The sequence below is a fragment of the Micromonospora sp. DT229 genome (assembly GCF_049844505.1).
GTDB lineage: Bacteria > Actinomycetota > Actinomycetes > Mycobacteriales > Micromonosporaceae > Micromonospora.
Window position 1 is genome coordinate 298658 of the sequence record NZ_JBNCLD010000004.1, and the last position, 19595, is coordinate 318252.

Sequence of the window (19595 nt, forward strand, 5' to 3'; positions counted from 1 at the left end):
CCCTTGCTCACACCTGGTGCACCAGGGTGTAGACGTCGCGCCGACGCAGGCCGAAGGTGGTCGCCACCTCGGTTATCGCATCACGGCGGGTCAGGCCGGCGGCCTCCCGGTCGGCCACCGCGGCCCGCAGGGTGTCGTCGTCCGGGCGGGTCGCGGCTGCTGCCGGGGCGCCGCCCACCACCAGGGTGATCTCGCCGCGTGGTTCGCCGTCGGCGGCCCAGCGGGCCAACTCACCCAACGGGCGACGCAGCACCTCCTCGTACGTCTTGGTCAGTTCCCGGCACAGGGCGGCGGGTCGGTCGGCACCGAAGGTCTCGGCCAGGTCGGCCAGGGCGGCGGTGACCCGGTGCGGCGCCTCGAAGATGACCAGGGTCCGCTCCTCGGTGGCCAGCGCCCGCAACCGCGATCGGCGGGCGCCCGGACTGCGGGGCAGGAACCCCTCGAAGCAGAACCGGTCGCTGGGCAGCCCGGACAGCGCCAGGGCGGTGGTGACCGCGCTGGGACCGGGTGCGGCGGTGACCGGGATTCCGGCGTCCAGGGCGGCCCGGACCAGCCGGTAGCCCGGGTCGGAGACGCTGGGCATGCCGCCGTCGGTGACCAGGGCGACGAAGCGGCCGGCAGTCAACTCCTCGACCAGTTCGGGGGTACGACGCTCCTCGTTGCCCTCGAAGTAGGAGACGATCCGCCCGGGGATGGACACCTCCAGATCGCGGGCCAGCCGGACGAGCCGACGGGTGTCCTCGGCGGCGACCACGTCGGCCGTGCCGAGCACCTCACGCAGCCGGGCGGAGGCGTCGGCGGGGTTGCCGAGCGGCGCACCGAGCAGAACCAGGCGGCCCAGATCGGACTTTTCACCCACGGATACGCACTCCTTCATCGACGGTCGTACCGGAATCGGGGACGATGTACGCCACCGACCCCGTTGGCAGCCTACGATCGCCGGGTGACGAGTGCGTCGACAGCACACAGCGCGAGCGCCGACCAGCCGCAGCCGGAGGCCGGGCCCTCCACCCCCGGGGTGACAGACCGGGCCGACGGCGGCATACCGGCGATGGTCCGTCGCCGGCTGGCCACCGTCGAGGCGCAGCTGGACGGCCGATCATGGCTGGCCACGGCCGTGGTGGTGGTGATCGCGGCGATCCTCAGGTTCACCAACCTCGGCCACCCGCCAGGCAAGATCTTCGACGAGATCTACTACGCCCGGGACGCCTGGGCGCTGGTGGACAAGGGCGTCGAGTGGAACTACAAGGACGGCGGACCGTCGTACGTGGTCCACCCGCCCCTCGGCAAGTGGTTGATCGGCCTGGGCGAGTGGGCCTTCGGCTACTCCGATGTCGAGCACGGCATCTCCGTGCCCGGCCAGATCTTCACCACCTCCCCCGAGTTCGGCTGGCGCTTCTCGGCGGCTCTCATCGGCACCCTGTCCGTGCTGCTGTTGATCCGCATCGGCCGCCGGCTGTTCGGCTCCACGGTGCTCGGCTGCGCCGCCGGTCTGCTGCTGGCGGTCGACGGGTACCACCTGGTGCTGTCGCGTACCGCCCTGCTCGACATCTTCCTGCTCTTCTTCGTGCTCGCCGCCTTCGGCGCGCTGGTGCTCGACCGGGACGCCACCCGCCGACGGTGGGCCCGGGCCCTGGAGGCCGGACTCGATCCGACCGCCCTGGGACGGGCCGGCCGACCGCCGGGCGGCTGGCGCAACTGGCCCTGGTGGCGGCTGGCCACCGGGGTGCTGCTCGGCTGCGCCTTCGCGGTCAAGTGGAGCGCGCTGTTCTTCGTGCCGGTGTTCGCCCTGCTGATGCTGCTCTGGGACGTCGGCGCCCGCCGGTCGGCCGGGGTGCCCCGGCCCTGGCGGGCCACCCTGCTCGACGGGTTTCCCTGGATGGTGCTCGCCGGTGTGCTGATGGCGGTCACCTACGTGGCCACCTGGTCCGGCTGGCTGCTCAGCAACGAGGGCTACTACCGGCTCGCGGAGCGGTATCCGCAGGCCGGGCTCAGCGACACCCCGATCATCGGCCCGCTGTGGAACCTGGTGCAGTACCACCAGGCCGCCCTGGGCTTCCACAGCCAGCTCGACGACCCGCACAAGTACCAGTCGTGGCCGTGGCAGTGGCTGCTGCTGGGTCGGCCGGTGGCCTTCCACTGGGTGCAGCCGCAGGGTGGTTGCGGGGCGGCGGGGTGCGCGGAGGAGATCCTGTTGCTCGGCACGCCGCTGCTGTGGTGGTCGTTCCTGCCGGCGCTGGCGGCGCTGATCTGGCTGGGCCTGGCCCGGCGGGACTGGCGAGCCGCCGCGATCCTGCTCCCGGTGGCCGCCGCGATCCTGCCCTGGTTCTGGTTCGCCCTCGACGGCCGGACGATGTTCTTCTTCTACGCCGCCCCGGCCGTGCCGTTCCTCGTGCTGGCGGTGGTCTACGTGCTGGGGGCGATCGCCTCTCCGGCCGGGTTGAGCGGGACCCTACCCGTCGGTGGCGCGCACGAGGAGGCGAGTCGAGATCGCCGGATGATCGGCGCGGTCATCGCCGGGGCGTACGTGGCACTGGTAGTGATCTGTTTCGCGTACTTCTATCCGATCTTCGTCGGCCAGAACATCCCGTACACGGAATGGTCGGCACGGATGTGGTTGGGCAATCGCTGGATCTGAGCGCCTGAGCGGTCCCGGGCCGGCCCGGGACCGCCACCACACGGGTCTGCCGACAGGTGACCCTGATCGTGGGAACGACGAAAGGCCCGCACCTTCGGGTGCGGGCCTTTCGGATTCTTTGGGTAAAAGGACGCGCCCCGATCGCCTGCCACGGGGGAAGCGGGCGATTGGGGCGCGCACCAGAAGCTTAACCACCCATGACCAGCGGCACAACGGGGCGGCACGGGTCAGATTTCCGACCGGCCTCAGCCGGCCGCGTCACCAACCCGCGCGGTCACTGTCGTATGACTGATCGCAGTCGAGGGGGTCGCTCGTTCAGGGGCCACCGCGGTGGCGATGGACTCAGAACCTCCTTGGCCGGCGGGGTAGCCAACCGAGGAAGCGACCCTGCAAGGCGGTCGACCCGCACCGGTGCAGATCCTCGGTGGCAGCGGCCAGGTAGGCAGCCAGGTAGACGCTGAGCATGGCGGGATCCGCCGCGTACTCGGACAGCAGCCGAGCACGCTTCTGCTCACACGGCCAGTCCGCGCCGCAGGTGCCGCAGGTCCAGCCGGGCGCCACCGGCGCATGGTCACCCAGCGTCGTCGCTACCGCGATCGTGCCCGCCTGAACCGCCCTGACCTCCGAGCGACCCGCACCACCCGTCATCGCGCTCCTCTCCGCCTCGCTTGGACAACCGGATCGACTTCCGCCGCAGTTCATCGACCGAAGTCACAGTCGCGCGCACAACCAACAGCGCGCAGGGAGGTGGCGGTGTTACATCGTTGCGGTACGTTCACCAGCCATGGCCGCCACGACCCGCCACAGCCCACCCCTGCCCCCACCCTCCACCATCACATCGATGTCTGACGGTGCTATCGGGATTGCGCCCCGGTCACGACGGCACGGAGCCGACGATGCGTGATCTGCTGCCGTCGACGGTCGCGGTGGCGGTGGCCGAACCGGCCGACTGGTCCGGCGAGCTGTACGACGCCGAGGCCGCATGTATCGGGGAGCGGGCGGTGGCCAGCAGACGCCGCGACTTCACCGCCGGACGGGTCTGCGCCCGCCGGGCGATGACCATGCTGGGTCTCCCGCCGGTCGCCGTACCTGCCGCCGCCGACCGGTCGCCGGTCTGGCCACCGGGCACGGTCGGCACCATCACCCACACCCAGGGCTACTGCGCCGCTGCGGTGGGACGGGACACCGAGATCCGGGCGGTCGGCATGGACGCCGAGCAGCACCGCGACCTCGGCCCGGAGGTCGGTCGGCTGATCTGCCTGCCCGAGGAGCAGGATCTTCTAGCCCGGTTGCCCTCCGGGGTCTTCTGGCCGGCGGTGGTGTTCAGCGCCAAGGAGACCGTCTACAAGATCTGGCACCCGATAGTCGGTGACTGGCTCGGCTTTCACGACGCCCTGGTGGTGTTGGACCCCGCCACCGAGACCTTCACCGCCCGGATCACGCCAGCCAAGATCGACGCCGCCACGGCCACCCGTCCCCCCTCGGTGATCAGCGGCCGGTTCACAGTGGAGGACCAGCTGGTCCGTACCGCCGCCACCCTGCCACCGCTCTAGGCCACCGGTCGATGCCGACCGATCGGAGCAGGACATCGACCGATCGGTGTCGGCGATGCGCGGTAACTTCAAGCGGTTCCCGTCCCGCTTCAGGTGCCCTAGGAGTACGGTGAGTCACCCCCAGCCCTCTGACGGACCGCAGGCCCCTCAGCAGAGACCCCCCAGCGACCCCTGGGCGCCGCTGCATCCCGGGGAATCGCAGGACGGCACCTGGGCGGGCTACTCCCCGGACCACTCGGACTATCTGTGGGCCAACCCGGAGCCCTCCGCCGGCACCCCCTCCCCCGCCCACGCGCCTGCCTCCCCCGCCCAGCCGCCGGCACCGGTCTCCGGCACCCCCCAGCAGCCCACCTCGGGCACCCCGTACCCCCAGCCCACCTCGGGCACCCCGTACCCACCGGCCCGGCCGACCTCACCGCCCGGGCCGCAGCCGCCCCACGGCCCCTATCCGCCGGGGTTCGGCTCCCCCGCCGGGCCGATCCCGCCCGGTGGCGCCTACCCCCCGGGCGGTCCCGGCTATCCGCCGGGACCGACGGCCCCGGCCCGCAGCGGCGGCAGCAGAAGCCTGGCCGTGGTGTCCACGCTGGTGATCATCGCGGTGCTCGGCTGCATCGGCGGGATCGCCGCACTGTTCCTCGCGTTGTGGCAGGTCATCGACGAGACCAATGAGGTGCTCCAGAATCCACCGGGCGCCTCCGCCCCGCAGCAGCCCGGCGCGCCGGCTACCGAGGGCCCGACCTTCAACATGCGACCCGGCGACTCCCTGGTCCTCACCGACGACCAGGGCACGGTCGAGATAACCGTGACGAAGTTCCATCTCGTCAGCAACTGTCATCCCTCGGCCCCCACGCCGGAGAAGGGGAAGCTGCTGATCGCCGAGGTGACGGCGACGGTCACCAAGGGCACCGGATCGATCGACTCGGCCAACTTCCACTGGATGGCCGCCGACGGCAGCATCACCGACAACGGCCTGATCGGATCCATCTACGGGTGCAGCGGCCATTTCAACGACGACGGCAATGACCTGCCGACCGGCAGCACCCGCAAGGGCCAGGTCGTCTTCGACGTCGCCGACACCAACGGGGTTCTGGAGTACCGCGATCCGGTCAAGGCCGCCGGGTCCTGGAAGCCGGAGTAGGTCGGTCGCCGTCGGCAGGTCGGGTCTCGACGACCTCCTGCCGGCGGTTCACCCGGTACCGGACAGCGGGAACCGCCGCAGCACGGTGAAGGTGTCCGCTGTGGTCTCGGTGAACAGCACCTCCCGTACCCACACGGTCGCCGCCAGCCGCCGGCCGGCCAGCGCCGCGCGGCAATCCGCACCCCGCTTCGAGGTACGTGGATGCACGAGGGTCAGGTGGGCCGGAAAGTCGATCGGGGTCATCGGATCGGCCAGCAGTTCTCCGCGCAGCTCGGCCCAGCCACCGTCGACATCCGCGACCCGCAGGAAGACCCCGCCGCGCCCCTCCTCCTCGGCGAAGACCTCATCCAGTCGCAGCCGCACCGGCGGCACCAGCGGGGTCAGGTGCTCGGCCCGGTACAGCAGCAAAGCCTCGTCGGCGGTCTCCTCGGGATAGGCGAGGGTGACATGGGGTGGCACCACCGAGGCCATCACCGGGTCCCAGGTGTGCCGCCACCGCTGAACCGTGTCAATTTCCGACCCTTGCGGAACTACCAGTAAATGCCGTCGCACGCTGCGCAGCCTAATCGGACACCGAGGCGGCAGGTCGCCTCTTGTTAGGGCGTACGAACGTCGATTAGTTTGTTTACCATCCAGACGAACTATTCCCCGAGCGAGTCTGCTCACCCCCTCAGCCCTTCTCGAAGGGAGTCCGATGACACGGCACAACCCCGGCGTGCCGACCTCGCGCCGTAACTTCCTCAGCCTGTTCGGCCTCGGCGCGGTCGCCGTCGCCGGCGGTCCCCTGCTGGCCGGTTGCTCCGAGGCGCCGGCCGGCAGCGGCAACGCCCAGAACCTGGACGCCTTTGGCCACCTGCTGCCCACCCAGAAGGACCTGACGGGCAGCATCGCCCCCGACATCGTCGGCACCCGACCGGTTCCCGACGGCTACATCAAGTACCCGGCCGACCTCGTCGACCTGATCACCGAGAAGCCCGGCACCAGCGGCAAGGAGATCACCGCGATGACCCCGGCGTGGGGTCCCGCGCCGCCCGGGATCGGCCAGAGCGCCTACCTTCAGGCGGTCAACGCGGAGTTGGGCGTCCCGGTCAACTTCACCATTCAGGACGGCAACACGTACGCCGACAAGCTCAACGCCATGCTCGGCGCCCGGGACGTACCCGACCTGCTGTGCATACCCAGCTGGGAGGTGGACAAGATCCCGCGGTTCGCCGAGGCGATCGGGGTGCTGTTCGAGGACCTGACCGACCACCTCAAGGGCAACGCGGTCGAGGCGTACCCGATGCTGGCCACCTTCCCGACCGGGGCCTGGCGGCACGCCATCTGGAACGAGCGGCTGGCCGCCGTGCCGAACCCGACCGACGGGCCCTTCGCCTGGGTCATGTTCAGCCGCAAGGACCTGCTGGACGCCCGCGGCCTGGCCGTACCCGCCTCGCTGGAGGACCTGCTGACCGTCGCCAAGGAGGTCACCGACCCGGCGCGCAAGGTGTGGGCCTTCAACGACGTCTTCGCGATGATCCAGATGTACCACAAGGTGCCGGGGGCCAAGCAGGGCTGGCGGCTGCGCTCCGACGGCACCCCCGAGTTCAAGTACGAGACCCCGGAGTTCCGTCAGGCCCTGGAGGTCATGGCGAAGATCTACCAGGACGGCCTGGTGCACCCGGACATCGTGGCCAGCCGGGGCGCCGACGCCAAGCAGTTGTTCGCCAAGGGCGGCAACATCGTCTTCATGCAGGACGGCTTCGGCTTCTGGCAGGGCGGTCAGGCCGAACACCAGAAGGTCAACAAGGCGCTGAACATCCAGCCGGTGCCGATGTTCTCCGCCACCGGCGGTGACCCCCTGGTCTGGGGCAGTGACCAGCCGATCTCCTACACCTTCATCAAGAAGGGGGTCGGCGAGGACCGGGTCAAGGAACTGCTGCGGGTCATCAACTGGTGTTCGGCCCCGCTGGGCAGCCAGGAGGCCCAGCTGCGCGACTTCGGTGCCGAGGGCAGGCACCACACCCGTACCCCGAACGGGCCGGTCAAGACCGACCTGGCCTTCAAGGAGATCGCCAACCAGTACTTCTTCATCAGTGGCCGCAACCCGACCATCGGTCCGTTCCCGGACACCCCGAACTACGTGCGGGACGCCCTGGCCTACTCCAACACCACCGTCGGGTACCTGGAGAAGGACCCCTGGGCCGGGGTGAAGCTGGAGATGCCGGCCGCCTTCAAGGCCAACCAGGTGCCGACGGAGGACAAGTTCACCGACGTGCTGCGGGGCCGCCGTCCGCTGTCCGATGTGGACTCGATCCTTCAGGAGTGGAAGTCCGCCGGCGGGGAGGCGGCACGCCAGTTGCTCGCCGACTCGCTGCCCAAGGCTGGCTGATGAGCACCACCGAGACCACCCGCCGGGCCGGGTCCGACAAGACCCGGCCCGGCGGGGCCACCCCCCGGCGCCGACGCCTGCCGTTGCGCACCCGTCTGCGCCGTGACTGGCAGTTGCTGGCCATGATCGCGCCCGGCTTCGTCATCCTGCTGATCTTCAGCTACCTGCCGATCCTCGGTAACGTCATCGCCTTCCAGGACTACAACCCGTACGTCGGCAGCAATCCGCTGGAGGCGTTCGTCAAGAGCAACTGGATCGGCTTCGGGCAGTTCCAACTGCTCTTCGCCGATCCGGCGTTCTGGCACGCCTTCCGCAACACCCTGGCGATCACCGCGTTCCAGTTGGTGTTCTTCTTCCCGCTGCCGATCCTGCTGGCGATCGTCCTGCACAGCCTGCTCTCCAGTCGGCTGCGCGGCTTCATCCAGACCGTCGTCTACCTGCCGCACTTCTTCAGCTGGGTGCTGGTGGTCAGCTTCTTCGTCGCCATGCTCGGCGGTGCCGGGCTGCTCGCCCAGACCATGCGCGAGGCCGGGATGGAACCGTGGAACGTGATGACCAACCCGGACACCTTCATCATCCTGGTCACCGTCGAGGCGGTCTGGAAGGACGTCGGCTGGGGCACCATCGTCTTCCTGGCCGCCCTGTCCACCATCGACCAGAACCTGTACGAGGCGGCGGCGGCGGACGGTGCCGGCCGGTGGCGACGGTTGTGGCACATCACCCTGCCGGGCCTGCGTCCGGTGATCGTGTTGCTGCTCATCCTGCGCCTCGGTGACGCCCTCTCCGTCGGCTTCGAGCAGTTCCTGCTGCAACGCGACGCCGTCGGTAGGCAGGCCTCCGAGGTGCTGGACACCTTCGTCTACCACTTCTCCATCGCCACCGGGAACTACGGCTACGGCGCCGCGGCCGGGTTGTTCAAGGCTGCCATCGGGCTCTGCCTGATCCTGGCCGCCAACAAGGTGGCGCACATGCTCGGCGAACGAGGGATCTACTCACGGTCATGACCGCCACCTTCCTCCGGAAGCCACCCGGAACACGTCTCCGCCGCCCGGCGTGGGAGGAGCCGCCCACCCCGCTCGGTCAGGGGGCCAAGGCCGTACTGCTGGGCCTGCTGGTGCTCAGTGTGTTGTTCCCGCTCTGGGTGATCCTGGTGACCAGCCTGTCCTCCCGGGAGACGATCGCCGAGGCCGGGGGCCTGGTGGTCGTACCCAAGGGGATCGACACCTCCGCGTACGCCACCATCTTCGCCGGGGGCGCGGTCACCCGGGCCCTGTGGATCAGCACCCTGGTCACCGTCATCGGCACCGTCCTGGCGTTGACCATCACCGTGCTCGCCGCGTACGGGCTGTCCCGGCCCGGGTCCCTCGGCTACCGCTGGCTGCTGGCGTACTTCCTGCTGCCCTTCCTGATCTATCCGCCGCTGGTGCCGAAATATCTGGTGGTCACCGGGCTGGGGCTCAAGGACACCATCTGGGCGTTGATCCTGCCGCCCGCGATCAGCGTCTTCAACCTGGTCGTGGTCCGGGGCTTCTTCCAGGGCATCCCCTCCGAACTGGTGGACAGCGCCCGCATCGACGGGGCCAGCGACTTCCGCACCCTGACCCAGATCGTGCTGCCGCTGGCCCGGGCGGTCATCGCGGTGGTCGGGCTGTTCTACGCGGTCTCCTACTGGAACGTCTGGTTCGACGCCCTGCTGTTCATCGACCGCAACGACATGTACCCGATCCAGCGGGTGTTGCAGAGCTACCTGCTGGCCGGGCAGGCGCCGAACACCTCCGGTGCGGCGATCGGTGCCACGATGCCACCGACCGAGGCCATCAAGATGGCCGTCGTCGTGCTCACCGTGGCACCGATCGTCGCGGTCTATCCCTTCATCCAGCGGCACTTCGTCAAGGGGGTCCTGATCGGCGCGATCAAGGGCTGACCGGTCAGGCGAGCTTGATCTGCCGGGTGATGGTCGGATCGGTGATCTCGGCGTCCTTGGCCAGCAGCATCGCCTTGCTGAGGATGACGGCGAGCAGACCGTCACCCTCGAAGGGCAGGAACTGCTGCTCCTGCACCCGGCCCGTGGCACGGTCGGGAACGATGCAGAGGTAGGCGTCGTTCGGGCTCATCAGGATGTTGCCCGACCCCAGGTGGATCCGGTACGTGCGCAGGTCACCGTCGACGGCCAGGAACCGACCGTCGATGCGGGCCCGCTGCCCCACCGCGAGCCGGGGCAACAGCCGAGCCAGCAGGTCGCGACGGGTCTCGGCGGTCGCGGACAACTCCCCGAAACTGTACGAGGACCAGTAATCCCGGAAGCGGCCCTGCGGGCCGCCGTCGGACCAGGTCGGGTCGTTGCCGACGCTGGCCACCCCGACGAACAGGTCGACGTCCCGCATGATCTCGCTGAACACCAGCGGCGGGATCTGGTCGAGCGGCAACGGGTCACCGGGCCGGGCGTCCCTCCACCGTGCCGGCGTGTAACCGCCACCCGAGGCGTGCGACCAGTTCTGCGCGGCGCCGATCGGGTAGAAGCGCACCTGATCGGTGACGAGCCGCAGGTACGACCCGCTCTCGGTGGTGTCGACGTCGTAGTCGTCGCCGATCCCCTCCACCCAGTACTCGGCGCGCAGGCCCCAGCCGGGCAGGTCCCGGGAGGTCGGCGGGTACGAGTCGTCCACCATCAGCCGGAGCCGGTCGGTCCAGCCCCGGATCGCGGCCAGCGCGTGGAACTGGTGCTGCCGCAGGATGTGCCCGGCGAACCGGTTGGAGTAGGTGCCGGTGGTCTCCTCGGCCGGGGTGAGCAGGTAGACCTCCCGGTGGGCCTGCTTGAACGGCTGGACGACCCGGTGCCGCTCCAGCCACTCCCGCCAGCCGACCACCTCCGGCACCGGCCGACCGATCGGATGCCAGATCCGCACCTGCGCCTCGTCGGCGACGCTGACCGGGGTGTCGTCCACTGTGCGCAGCGCGCCGTCGGCCCACCCGCACGGCACCCCGTCGACCAGCCAGAGCAACCGGCGAGCCAGCACGCCGACCAGCGGATGATCCAGGTAACGCTGCCGCCACACGCCGAAGGCCCAGCTGCGCTGGGCCAGAAACAGCCCGTCCAACCGGGCCGTCTGCGCGGTCAGCATCCCGCTGACCTCCTTGGCCAGGCCCTTCAGCTCGGCCAGTTGCGCCGGGTGGTCCCGGCGTACCGCGGCCGGTGGGCTCTTGACCTGACGGCCGGACTCGTTGAACCAGGCCAGGGTGACGCTGGTGCCGACGATCAGCAGCTCGGCCCGGCAGCCGCCGAGGGTCACCTCGTGCCGACCCACCCCGGTCAGGCCGTAGTCCGGGACGGCCAACTCCTCGATCTCGTCCCGCCCGATGCCCATCGCCGCCGCGCGGGCGTCGAGCGCCTTGTCGATCTCGTTGCGGGTGCCCTTGTAGGTGACCCGGGTAGACAGTCGGGCGAGCTGCGCCAGGGCCGCCTCCCCGTCGATGCGGCCGAGCACCCCGACCGCCGCGTTGGCCACCTTCGGGCAGGCCGGGCCGATGCCGGGCAGTCGACGCAGCATCGCCTCGACCAGGCCGCCGATCAGGCGGACCTGCTCGGTGGCCGGGCCGGTGCGCTCGACCAGCCAGAGCAGGCCCCGCAGCAGGTCCGCGTTGATCGGAGCCAGCTGGCGCTGCGGCGTCCGCGCGGCGGCGGACAACCACCGGTCGAGGACCTGCCTGACCTCGGCCGGGTCGACCGGGGCGAGTAGTCGGGACGCCTCGGTCGACCAGCCGGCCGAGGGTCGGGGCGTGGTCGCGGTGCTGGCATGGGCGACCAGCCGTTGCCAGACCGGGTCGAGGGTGGGCAGCTCGGCCAGGATCTGCTCGGCCCACGGGTCGGCCGGGTCGAGCTGCGGCCCGACCAGCTCGGCGATCAACTGCCGCAGCCGTTGACTCTCGTCGGACCGGTCGACAAGCACCGCCATCAACTCGCCGGAGAGCGGACCGGTGGCGAGCAGGCTCCGGGCGATCGTCTCCAGCGCGGTCGGCGACAACGAGTACGGCTCCTGCACGGCGTACGCGGCAAGATCCTGAAGCTGTTCGGGTGCCAGGTCGGTGGGGAGCCGGCGGGACAGCTGCCCGATCAGCTCCTGCACCGGCCAGGTCCGGACCGGGTCCTGTCTCACCAGGGTGGCCATGGCCTGCACCAGCCGGGCCACGTCTGCGCGGGACAGTGGCCGCAGCGCGGCGCGTACCTCCGGGTTGTCCCGGCAGAGCCGGGCATGCGTGTAGAGGTGGCTGGCCAGCGCGGTCAGGTCGTTCGCGGCGACCAGGTCACGGGCGCGGGTGGCGTGCCCGACGGTGGTGACGGTCATCAGCCACCGACCAGCGCGACGAGCTTGAGGAAGGTAACCTCGGTGTCGCGGCGCAGGTCGACCTCGTCGTCCAACTCCTCCACCTGGCGGTCGCCGACCAGCACCACGAAACCGTTGCGGCCGAACGCCTCCTCGGCCAGGGCGACCTGCCGCGCGGCATCGACCCGACGGTGCGACCGCTGCACCGGGTCACCGTTGAGCGCCCGCTCGGTCGAGGTGGGCTGCACCAGCAGCCGACGGGGTGCCGAGGTGGCCGCGTTGTACTCGGCTACCTCCTGGTGGATCCGCCGCCGGATCAGCTCGCGCAGCGTCAGCCGCTCCTCGAAGATCTGCAAGGCCCATGCCGGGGTACGCGCACCCGCCGTGCTCTCATCCACAAAGGTCACCGTCGCCATGCCGGGGGAGTCTAGGCACGGCCCCCGACAGTTCCGTCAGTCCAGCGCGAAGGTGGCCGAGGCCCGCCCGGCCGTATCCGGTGCGGCCTCCAGGTAGAGCAGCCCGTCGCGGTGCCGGACGTACTGGCCGGGGAAGTTCACCGACTCCAGGGACACCTTCCCCGCGTCGGCCAGCCCGGCCCGACGGGTGAAGGTGGCGTCCTGCCGGAACAGGTTGGAGCCGTCGTTGCGCTCCACCCAGAGCTGATGGTTGCGGTGCCGCAGGTAGTAGCCGGGGTAGTTGGTCGACTCCAGGGAGATCGCCGCCGAGTTGGACAGGCCGGCGACGATCCGGAACTGCGAGTCGGCCAGGTTTGTCACGTTCGGCTCCAAGCGGACCCGGAACTCCCAGTGCCGCAGGTAGCGGTCCGGCAGGTCGTGGGCGCGCAGCCGGACCGGGGTGGCGCCGTCGGGCACCGGTACCCCGAAGTTCGGCGTACCGTCGGCGTTCCAGTAGACCCGCTGGATTCGGGTACGCCGGTTCGGGTCGTTCAGCGGGTCGTAGCCGTTGCCGAGGTACCGCTCGTAGTTGCGGGAGTGGTAAACGATCACGTCGCTGCCGTCCTCGGCGACGGTGAAGGAGTTGTGGCCGGGGCCCCACTGGCCGGTCCGGCTGTCGCTGGCCAGCACCGGGGTTGCCCGTTTGCTCCAGGAGGCGGGATTGAGCAGGTCGCTGTTGGCCGAGGCGGTTAGCAGTCCGACGGCGTAGCTGGCGTCGGTGGCGCTGGCCGAGTAGGTCATGAAGACCCGGCCGTTGCGGATCAGCACCGCCGGGCCCTCGTTGACCCGGTAACCCCGGGTCTCCCAGGCGTACGTGGGGGTGGCGATCAGGGTCGGGGTGCCGGCGTACGTCCACGGGTTTATCGCCCGGGCCAGGTAGATGTTCGAGTTGCTGCCGGCGTACTCGGCCCAGGCCAGATAACGCTGCCCGTTGTGCACGAAGGTGGTCGCGTCGAGGGAGAAGCTGCTGCGGGCCGGTTGGAGTTGGCCGCGTTCGGTCCACGGCCCGTCCAGCGGGTTGGCCGCACTGCTCTCCAGCACGTACGGCCGGATGGCCCAGATGTCGTCCGTCCGCCCGGCGGCGAAGTAGACGTACCACCGGCCGTCGATGAAGTGGATCTCCGGGGCCCAGATGTGCGCGCCCATCTCGCCACTGCCGTGCCTACGCCAGATCACCCGCTCTCCGGCAGTGGCCAGCCCCTGCAGGGTGGTGGCCCGACGCAGCACGATCCGGTCGTACTCGGGCACGGTCGCGGTGAAGTAGTAGTAGCCGTCGGTGTGCCGGTAGATGTGCGGGTCGGCCCGCTGCTCGGCCAGCGGATTGGTGAAGACCACGGCGGCCGCCCGCGCCGGCGCACCCGGCCCCACCACCACCCCGACACCCGCCACCACCAGAGCGACGAGCATCCCCGTCACCCTCCTACCGAGCCCCAGCACCCGCATCTCGACCCACCCCTCACCCCGCGACCCCACATCGCGCTACCGCATTGATAACGCTCACATCGAGCTTCGTCAACGCATACCCGTCGATCGACGCGTTGATCAAGAAGTTTTGGTCGCGGAAACGGGTTCTGTAGACCAAAACCTCTTGATCAACAGGGCGAGGAGGGGGTGGGTCAGGCGGTGGCGGCGCCGTCTACGGCGATTGAGGCACCGCTGATGTGCCGGCCGCCGTCGCCGACTAGGTGGCTGACCGTGGCCGCCACGTCGGAGGGGGAGGCGTACCGGCCCAGGGCGATCTGGGTGCGCTGGGCGTCGGCGTCGTCGCTGTCCGCCGGGTTCATGTCGGTGTCGGTCGAGCCGGGCAGGATCAGGTTGACGGTGATCCCCCGTGGGCCCAGTTCCCGGGCCAGGGCCCGGGTCAGGCCGTTGACCGCACTCTTGGTCATCGCGTACGCGCTCACCCCGGGCACGGTGACCCGGCTGGAGAAGCTGCTGCCGATGTTGACGATCCGCCCGCCCTCACCCATGTGGCGTACCGCCGCCTGGGTGGCCAGGTAGACCCCGCGCACGTTCACCGCGACCGCCCGGTCCAGGTCCTCGAAGCTGACCGACTCGATCGGCCCACCGGCGAAGACCCCGGCGTTGTTGACCAGGATGTCCAGCCGCCCGAACTCGGCGACGGTCCGCTCGACCGCACCCACGACCGCCGCCGGGTCGGCACTGTCCGCGCTGATCGACAAACCCCTGCGGCCGTACGCCTCGATGTCGGCGACCACAGCCTTCGCGCTGGCCTCGGCGGCGCGGTAGGTGAACGCGACATGGATGCCGTCCTCGGCCAACCGACGCGCGATGGCGGCGCCGATACCCCGGCTTCCGCCCGTGACCAGTGCAACCCGGTGAGCATGTCGGACAGTCATGGCCCCAATCCTGACAGTCGACTCAGGACTGCGAGCAGCCGGGTCTCGGTGTTTCAGCGGGACCGGTGGGTGTTCAGGCGGGCGGCCTGGCGGGTCAGGTGATCCCGTTCGGCCAGGTTGAGGGCCTGGTGGGCGGCCTCGGCGTACAGGCGTGCCGCCGTCACCAGGTTGCCGTCGCGTTCGTGCAGGTAGGCCGCCACCGCCCGGTAACGGGGCAGGGACTCGTCCAACTCCGCGAGCGCCGCCAGACCGGCGCGCGGACCGTCGGCCTCCCCGACGGCGACCGCCCGGTTGAGTCGTACGACCGGGCTGTCGGTCAGGCGGACCAGTTCGTCGTACCACTCGACGATCTGCACCCAGTCGGTCTCCTCGGCGGTGCGGGCGTCGGCGTGCAGCGCCGCGATGGCCGCCTGGGCCTGGAACTCGCCCAACCGGTCCCGGGCCAGGGCCCGCTGAAGGAGCTGAACCCCCTCGGCGATGGCGGTGGTGTCCCAGCGGCCCCGGTCCTGCTCGGCCAGCGGCACCAGGCTGCCGTCGGGTGCGATCCGGCTGGCCCGCCGGGCATGGTGCAGCAGCATGAGAGCCAGCAGCCCGGCCACCTCGGGATGATCGATCACCGTGGCGAGTTGCCGGGTCAGTCGGATCGCCTCGGCGGCCAGGTCGACATCGCCGGAATATCCCTCGTTGAAGACCAGATACAGCACCCGCAGCACGGTGGCGACCTCGCCCGGCTGATCGAACCGTACCCCCGAGACGGTGCGTTTGGCCCGGCTGATGCGCTGGGCCATGGTCGCCTCCGGGACCAGGTACGCCTGGGCGATCTGACGGGTGGTCAGCCCGCCGACCGCGCGCAGGGTCAGCGCGACCGCGGACGAGGGCGTCAGCGACGGATGGGCGCAGCGGAAGTACAGCTGGAGGGTGTCGTCCACGGCGGGCACCGGCCCCGGCGCCGGCTCCTCCTCGACGAGGTTCTCCCGGCGACGGCGCGCGGCGTCCGCCCGGGTCATGTCGAGGAACCGCCGCCAGGCCACGGTGACCAACCAGCCCTTCGGGTCCCGTGGAGGGTCGACGGGCCAGGTCCGGATCGCCTCGACCAGGGCGTCCTGTACGGCGTCCTCGGCCGTCGCGAAGTCCGCTCCGCGACGGCCGAGGACCCCGAGCACGCCCGGGATGAGACCCCGAAGCAGTGCCTCGTCCATCAGGTCACTGGGTGACGTTCGGCGGGACGGTCAGGAAGGGACGTACCTCCAGCCACTCGTGGATCGGCTTCCCACCCGCCCCCGGCGCGGCCGACAGCTCCCCGGCCAACTCGACGGCCCGCTCGTAGCTGTCGACATCGATCACCATCCAACCGGCGATGAGGTCCTTAGTCTCTGCGAAGGGACCATCGGTGACCGGAGGGCGACCCTCCCCGTCGTACCGGACGAAGGTCCCCTCGGGGGCCAGGGCCTGGCCGTCGACGAACTCCCCGGTCGCCACCAGCCGGTCCGCGAAGTCACTCATGTACCGCATGTGCGCCGAGATCTCCTCCGGCGTCCACTGCGTCATCGGCACGTTGTTCACCGGGTCTGGAGCACCTCGGTAGTGCTTGAGCAGCAGATACTTGGCCATGCTGGTTCCCCTCGATGCTGGTGTGACCCATTCTGGTCAGCCTCACCCCGGGGACGGAGCCGACCGGCGGATCTCGACATCCCCGCTACCAGCGGTTGCGGGCCTCCTCCGCCCAGCCGACCAGACCGTCCAGGTCCACCCGCGCACCATCATCGGCCGTCGCCCAGCCGGTGAAGTGCCCGAAGCACTGGTGTGTCTCGTTGGCGAGCACACCCAGGTTGGTCCGGGCCACCTTCTCGTGGAAGGGGTGAAACCGCACGTCCACCCGCTCCCCGCTGATCCGCCACGGCCGCAGCCAGTCGGCACGGTCGTACTCCCAGCGCAGCTGGTCACCGATCTTGTGCAGCCGGCCGTCGAGGAAGAGGCCGTTCTCGGTCGAGCCGGTGCCGTCGGTCCACCGACCGCCGAGCTGGACGGCCCGGCCCGGACCGCAGCCGGCGGCCCAGTTCCAACGGATCGAGTACGGCCACCGACCCCGCCCGTGATCCAGTACGGCGAAGGAGTCAGCCACGTCGACCAGGTGCGGCACCCCGCCGACCCGCAGGGTGCCGCGTACCGGTCGACCGAGATCCTTGACGGTGTACTGGAACCGGCGGGTGTTCCAGGGCACCACCACGCTGAGGGATTCGTGTCCCGCCGGCAGCGGCACCACCAGATCGACCTCGATGTCCTCGGCGGTGGCCCGGATCGTGGTCCCCGCCGCAGTCTGGTCGATCTCGATCGAGATCCCGCCACCATGGGCCCGCACCTCGCCCTTCCCGCTGACCGGAGGGAAGGCGGTGCCCCGGGCGAAGGGAACCACCGCGCCCCGGTCGATCTCCACCCTCGTCGTACGGTCGAGCACGTAGAGGCTGTGCACCCCGGCGTAGTCCAGCGAGGAGGCCACCAGGCCGACGATGTGGCTGGGGGTGACGATCCCCCAGTACTCCCAGCGCTTGTTGCGGCCCCAGCCGCGCAGGTTGGCCCGGTGCACCGGACGGCGGCTGAACCCCACCGCGTCCGGCCGCAACCGCCCGTCGGCCCGGCACAGGTCGATCGGCTCGGTGATCTCCTTCTCGTGCGTCACGACGGCGAGCCTAGCCACCGCCGCGGTTCCGTGACCTGGTCGCGGGATTCGGTGGCGATCTGGTCCCAGATGAGGCGCATGACCCGCCGTTGAGCGGGGTTCATCTGCTCGATGGCGACGGCATGGAGCACCTCCACGTTCGCCCGCCCCGTACAGCTGTCGTCCAGGTCCGGAAGGGCCGCCCGATGGTCGTCGAGGAAACCCTTGAGGGCGGTGGCCGCCCGGTCGGCCAGCGCGACGATCTCGTCCTCCGCCGCCTCGGCGGGCAGGTCCAGGATCGCCCGGTTGATGCCGGCAAGCTCCTCCGGTACGCCTTGCAGGAAGGTGACCAGCCCGGTCGTCTCCTCCCGGGGAATCAGGTGGGTCAGGACGATCGCGAGATTTCGGGACGCGGAATCGTCTCCCAGCGCCTCCATGGCGACCAGCGCCTCAGGGGACAGATCGGGTGCCACCCCGAGGCGGATCAGTTCCTCCACCTCGGCGCGGATGCGGTGCAGCTCGGCGATCCTGGTGTCGAGTTCCGCGCGTAGCCCGTGCAGGGACTGCTGGCCGTGCTCCTCGGAGTCGAGCATCAGCGCCACCCGCTCCAGGGGGAAGCCGAGCCGGGCCAGGCGGCTGATCCGCAACGCGAGAATGAGATGACCGGCGGTGTACTGCTTGTAGCCGTTCGTGCGGCGTTCCGGTTCGGGCAGCAGCCCGATGTCATGCCAGTGGCGGATCGACCGCAGGGTGACTCCGACCAGGTCCGCGAGTTGCCGGGTGCTCCACGCCACGATCAGCCCTCTGCTTCCGCTGCCGGCTCCAGCCCGTCCAACGACCGGAAGGCCGGGGCGCTCAGCGCGACGATGACGGTCAACACCATGACGACCGCGATCCCGATGCCGGCTGCCTCCAGCCCACTGCCCGAAGCGATCGCGGCGATGGGTGCCGAGGTGAGCGCGGGGGCGGCGAGCATGAGGGCATTCTGGGCGCCGAGCACCCGCCCGCGCATCTGGTCCGGGGTCGCCTCGATGGTCGCCACCCCCAGCACCGCCGACATGGGGCCGCTGGTCAACCCGATGAACACGGCTGCGCAGAGCACCAGCCACGGAGCCGCCAGCAGACCGATCACGGTGAACCCGACGCCGATGCCGACCATCCCGATCACGAACCAGGTACGCCGCGACACCTTCCCCACGGTCGCCGCGTACAGGCCGGCGCTGAACAGGCTGCCGACCGCGATCCCCATGATGGCGAAACCGCTGAACTCGGGCAGCTTCTCGCTTGTGAAGTAGGCAGGCATGATCGTGGCCTGGAGCGCCGCGATCACCGCGATGAACACCGCCGTCAGCAGGCTCGCACCCAGCACCAGCCGATGCCCCACCAGGAACCGCCACCCGGCCACAAGATCAACGAACACGGTACGCACGCCCACCCGCGCGGAGCTTCCCGCGGTCCGGGTGATGTGGCCCGCCTCAGGCGACATCGCAAACGACAGCAACGCCGCAGCCGCACTCATGCCGGCGGTGATGAACAGGGCGGTGGAACTCACCCCGACCAGCCACACCAGCAGTCCACCCAGGCCGGGGCCGATCAGCACCAACGCACCCGACAACGACTCGCGTACGCCGACCAGCCGGTCCAGCGCCCCCGGCGCACCGTTCTGGTCGAGTTGGACGAGACGAGGCAGCAGGGTCTCCCGTGCCGTCATCCCCGGCATGTCACCGAACGCCCCGACCACACCCAGCACGATGAACCACGTCAGGTTCAACCCCCACAGCGCGTCCACGACCGGGACCGCCGCCACCGACCCCGCCGACAGCACATCGCTGATGATCGACACGGTACGCCGGTTGACCAGATCAACAAGCACCCCCGCCAGCACTCCGACGACCGCCGCGACAGCGGTCGTCACCGAGGCGAGAATCCCGACCGCGAGGATGTCGCCGGTCTTGGCGAGCACCAGCAGCGGAAACAGGACCGAGGCGACCCCGTTCCCGAGCAGAGACAGACTGTACGACCCCAGATACGCCCACGTGCTCCTACCCATGGGGGCGATCACAGACTATGCCGCCACGGCACAGTCAACCCTTGCGCCACCT

Annotated in this window: 18 protein-coding genes; 6 read left to right on the top strand and 12 right to left on the bottom strand. The window is 70.0% G+C overall.

Going from position 1 to position 19595, the window contains the following annotated elements; genetic code table 11:
• Positions 1-7: 7 nt before the first annotated feature.
• On the bottom strand, positions 8-859 hold the full coding sequence (rsmI, locus tag ACLQ2T_RS08795; protein WP_425765486.1) for a 16S rRNA (cytidine(1402)-2'-O)-methyltransferase: 852 nt from the start codon (positions 857-859) through the stop codon (positions 8-10).
• Between the two features lie 84 nt (positions 860-943).
• Here rsmI and ACLQ2T_RS08800 point away from each other — a divergent pair, with 84 nt between their 5' ends.
• On the top strand, positions 944-2638 hold the full coding sequence (locus tag ACLQ2T_RS08800; RefSeq protein WP_425765487.1) for a dolichyl-phosphate-mannose--protein mannosyltransferase: 1695 nt from the start codon (positions 944-946) through the stop codon (positions 2636-2638).
• A 342-nt stretch (positions 2639-2980) separates the two neighbouring features.
• On the opposite strand, the gene ACLQ2T_RS08805 is transcribed toward ACLQ2T_RS08800, so the two are convergent.
• A complete protein-coding gene (locus ACLQ2T_RS08805) occupies positions 2981-3286 on the bottom strand; it encodes a hypothetical protein (RefSeq protein ID WP_425765488.1) in 306 nt (101 codons plus the stop codon).
• A gap of 248 nt (positions 3287-3534) precedes the next feature.
• Between ACLQ2T_RS08805 and ACLQ2T_RS08810 the strand changes: the two genes are divergently transcribed.
• Complete coding sequence (locus tag ACLQ2T_RS08810; RefSeq protein WP_425765489.1) at positions 3535-4191, top strand: 4'-phosphopantetheinyl transferase family protein; 657 nt, start codon at positions 3535-3537, stop codon at positions 4189-4191.
• A 109-nt stretch (positions 4192-4300) separates the two neighbouring features.
• Positions 4301-5329, top strand: a complete 1029-nt coding sequence (locus ACLQ2T_RS08815; RefSeq protein WP_425765490.1) for a hypothetical protein — start codon at positions 4301-4303, stop codon at positions 5327-5329.
• Between the two features lie 48 nt (positions 5330-5377).
• On the opposite strand, the gene ACLQ2T_RS08820 is transcribed toward ACLQ2T_RS08815, so the two are convergent.
• Positions 5378-5995 carry a 2'-5' RNA ligase family protein gene (locus ACLQ2T_RS08820; RefSeq protein ID WP_425765491.1) on the bottom strand — a complete coding sequence of 206 codons (618 nt, stop codon included), beginning with the start codon at positions 5993-5995 and terminating at the stop codon, positions 5378-5380.
• Between the two features lie 28 nt (positions 5996-6023).
• Between ACLQ2T_RS08820 and ACLQ2T_RS08825 the strand changes: the two genes are divergently transcribed.
• The 3 genes from ACLQ2T_RS08825 to ACLQ2T_RS08835 are packed head-to-tail and all read left to right on the top strand — an operon-like array spanning position 6024 to position 9624.
• Positions 6024-7700: an extracellular solute-binding protein gene (locus tag ACLQ2T_RS08825; protein ID WP_425765492.1), complete on the top strand. Its 1677-nt coding sequence runs from the start codon at positions 6024-6026 to the stop codon at positions 7698-7700.
• The gene (locus ACLQ2T_RS08830) at positions 7700-8704 is read left to right on the top strand and encodes an ABC transporter permease (protein ID WP_425765493.1); all 1005 of its coding nucleotides are present in this window, start codon (positions 7700-7702) and stop codon (positions 8702-8704) included. The genes ACLQ2T_RS08825 and ACLQ2T_RS08830 overlap by 1 nt, the downstream gene beginning before the upstream one ends.
• Entirely contained in the window at positions 8701-9624 is a 924-nt protein-coding gene (locus tag ACLQ2T_RS08835; RefSeq protein WP_425765494.1) for a carbohydrate ABC transporter permease, read from the top strand. Before ACLQ2T_RS08830 ends, ACLQ2T_RS08835 begins: the two co-directional genes overlap by 4 nt.
• 4 nt (positions 9625-9628) lie before the next feature.
• Here the strand turns inward: ACLQ2T_RS08835 and ACLQ2T_RS08840 are convergent, their stop codons facing one another.
• The 9 genes from ACLQ2T_RS08840 to ACLQ2T_RS08880 all read right to left on the bottom strand — a co-directional run bounded on the left by ACLQ2T_RS08840 (position 9629) and on the right by ACLQ2T_RS08880 (position 19543).
• A complete protein-coding gene (locus tag ACLQ2T_RS08840) occupies positions 9629-12043 on the bottom strand; it encodes a DUF4132 domain-containing protein (RefSeq protein ID WP_425765495.1) in 2415 nt (804 codons plus the stop codon).
• Complete coding sequence (locus ACLQ2T_RS08845) at positions 12043-12438, bottom strand: hypothetical protein (RefSeq protein WP_425765496.1); 396 nt, start codon at positions 12436-12438, stop codon at positions 12043-12045. Before ACLQ2T_RS08845 ends, ACLQ2T_RS08840 begins: the two co-directional genes overlap by 1 nt.
• A 36-nt stretch (positions 12439-12474) precedes the next feature.
• On the bottom strand, positions 12475-13884 hold the full coding sequence (locus ACLQ2T_RS08850; protein ID WP_425765497.1) for a family 43 glycosylhydrolase: 1410 nt from the start codon (positions 13882-13884) through the stop codon (positions 12475-12477).
• Positions 13885-14093: 209 nt separating this feature from the next.
• Positions 14094-14837: a 3-oxoacyl-ACP reductase family protein gene (locus ACLQ2T_RS08855; protein ID WP_425765498.1), complete on the bottom strand. Its 744-nt coding sequence runs from the start codon at positions 14835-14837 to the stop codon at positions 14094-14096.
• Between the two features lie 53 nt (positions 14838-14890).
• Positions 14891-16036 (bottom strand): RNA polymerase sigma factor, encoded by a 1146-nt coding sequence (locus ACLQ2T_RS08860; protein WP_425765499.1) that lies wholly within the window; start codon positions 16034-16036, stop codon positions 14891-14893.
• 4 nt (positions 16037-16040) lie between these two features.
• Positions 16041-16448, bottom strand: coding sequence for a YciI family protein (locus ACLQ2T_RS08865; protein ID WP_425765500.1), 408 nt, complete (start codon positions 16446-16448; stop codon positions 16041-16043).
• Positions 16449-16533: 85 nt separating this feature from the next.
• Positions 16534-17514 (bottom strand): DUF2804 domain-containing protein, encoded by a 981-nt coding sequence (locus ACLQ2T_RS08870; protein WP_425765501.1) that lies wholly within the window; start codon positions 17512-17514, stop codon positions 16534-16536.
• Positions 17511-18287 carry a MerR family DNA-binding transcriptional regulator gene (locus ACLQ2T_RS08875; protein ID WP_425765502.1) on the bottom strand — a complete coding sequence of 259 codons (777 nt, stop codon included), beginning with the start codon at positions 18285-18287 and terminating at the stop codon, positions 17511-17513. The genes ACLQ2T_RS08870 and ACLQ2T_RS08875 overlap by 4 nt, the downstream gene beginning before the upstream one ends.
• Positions 18288-18289: 2 nt before the next feature.
• The gene (locus ACLQ2T_RS08880) at positions 18290-19543 is read right to left on the bottom strand and encodes an MFS transporter (protein ID WP_425765503.1); all 1254 of its coding nucleotides are present in this window, start codon (positions 19541-19543) and stop codon (positions 18290-18292) included.
• Positions 19544-19595 lie beyond the last annotated feature (52 nt).

Bases quoted from the DNA above. Each gene is read 5' to 3' on its own strand.
- ACLQ2T_RS08825 (WP_425765492.1), top strand. From the start codon at position 6,024: ATGACACGGCACAACCCCGGCGTGCCGACCTCGCGCCGTAACTTCCTC.
- ACLQ2T_RS08805 (WP_425765488.1), bottom strand. From the start codon at position 3,286: ATGACGGGTGGTGCGGGTCGCTCGGAGGTCAGGGCGGTTCAGGCGGGC.
- ACLQ2T_RS08855 (WP_425765498.1), bottom strand. From the start codon at position 14,837: ATGACTGTCCGACATGCTCACCGGGTTGCACTGGTCACGGGCGGAAGC.
- ACLQ2T_RS08835 (WP_425765494.1), top strand. From the start codon at position 8,701: ATGACCGCCACCTTCCTCCGGAAGCCACCCGGAACACGTCTCCGCCGC.
- ACLQ2T_RS08860 (WP_425765499.1), bottom strand. From the start codon at position 16,036: ATGGACGAGGCACTGCTTCGGGGTCTCATCCCGGGCGTGCTCGGGGTC.
- ACLQ2T_RS08840 (WP_425765495.1), bottom strand. From the start codon at position 12,043: ATGACCGTCACCACCGTCGGGCACGCCACCCGCGCCCGTGACCTGGTC.
- ACLQ2T_RS08865 (WP_425765500.1), bottom strand. From the start codon at position 16,448: ATGGCCAAGTATCTGCTGCTCAAGCACTACCGAGGTGCTCCAGACCCG.
- ACLQ2T_RS08830 (WP_425765493.1), top strand. From the start codon at position 7,700: ATGAGCACCACCGAGACCACCCGCCGGGCCGGGTCCGACAAGACCCGG.
- ACLQ2T_RS08810 (WP_425765489.1), top strand. From the start codon at position 3,535: ATGCGTGATCTGCTGCCGTCGACGGTCGCGGTGGCGGTGGCCGAACCG.
- ACLQ2T_RS08845 (WP_425765496.1), bottom strand. From the start codon at position 12,438: ATGGCGACGGTGACCTTTGTGGATGAGAGCACGGCGGGTGCGCGTACC.
- ACLQ2T_RS08880 (WP_425765503.1), bottom strand. From the start codon at position 19,543: ATGGGTAGGAGCACGTGGGCGTATCTGGGGTCGTACAGTCTGTCTCTG.
- ACLQ2T_RS08850 (WP_425765497.1), bottom strand. From the start codon at position 13,884: ATGCTCGTCGCTCTGGTGGTGGCGGGTGTCGGGGTGGTGGTGGGGCCG.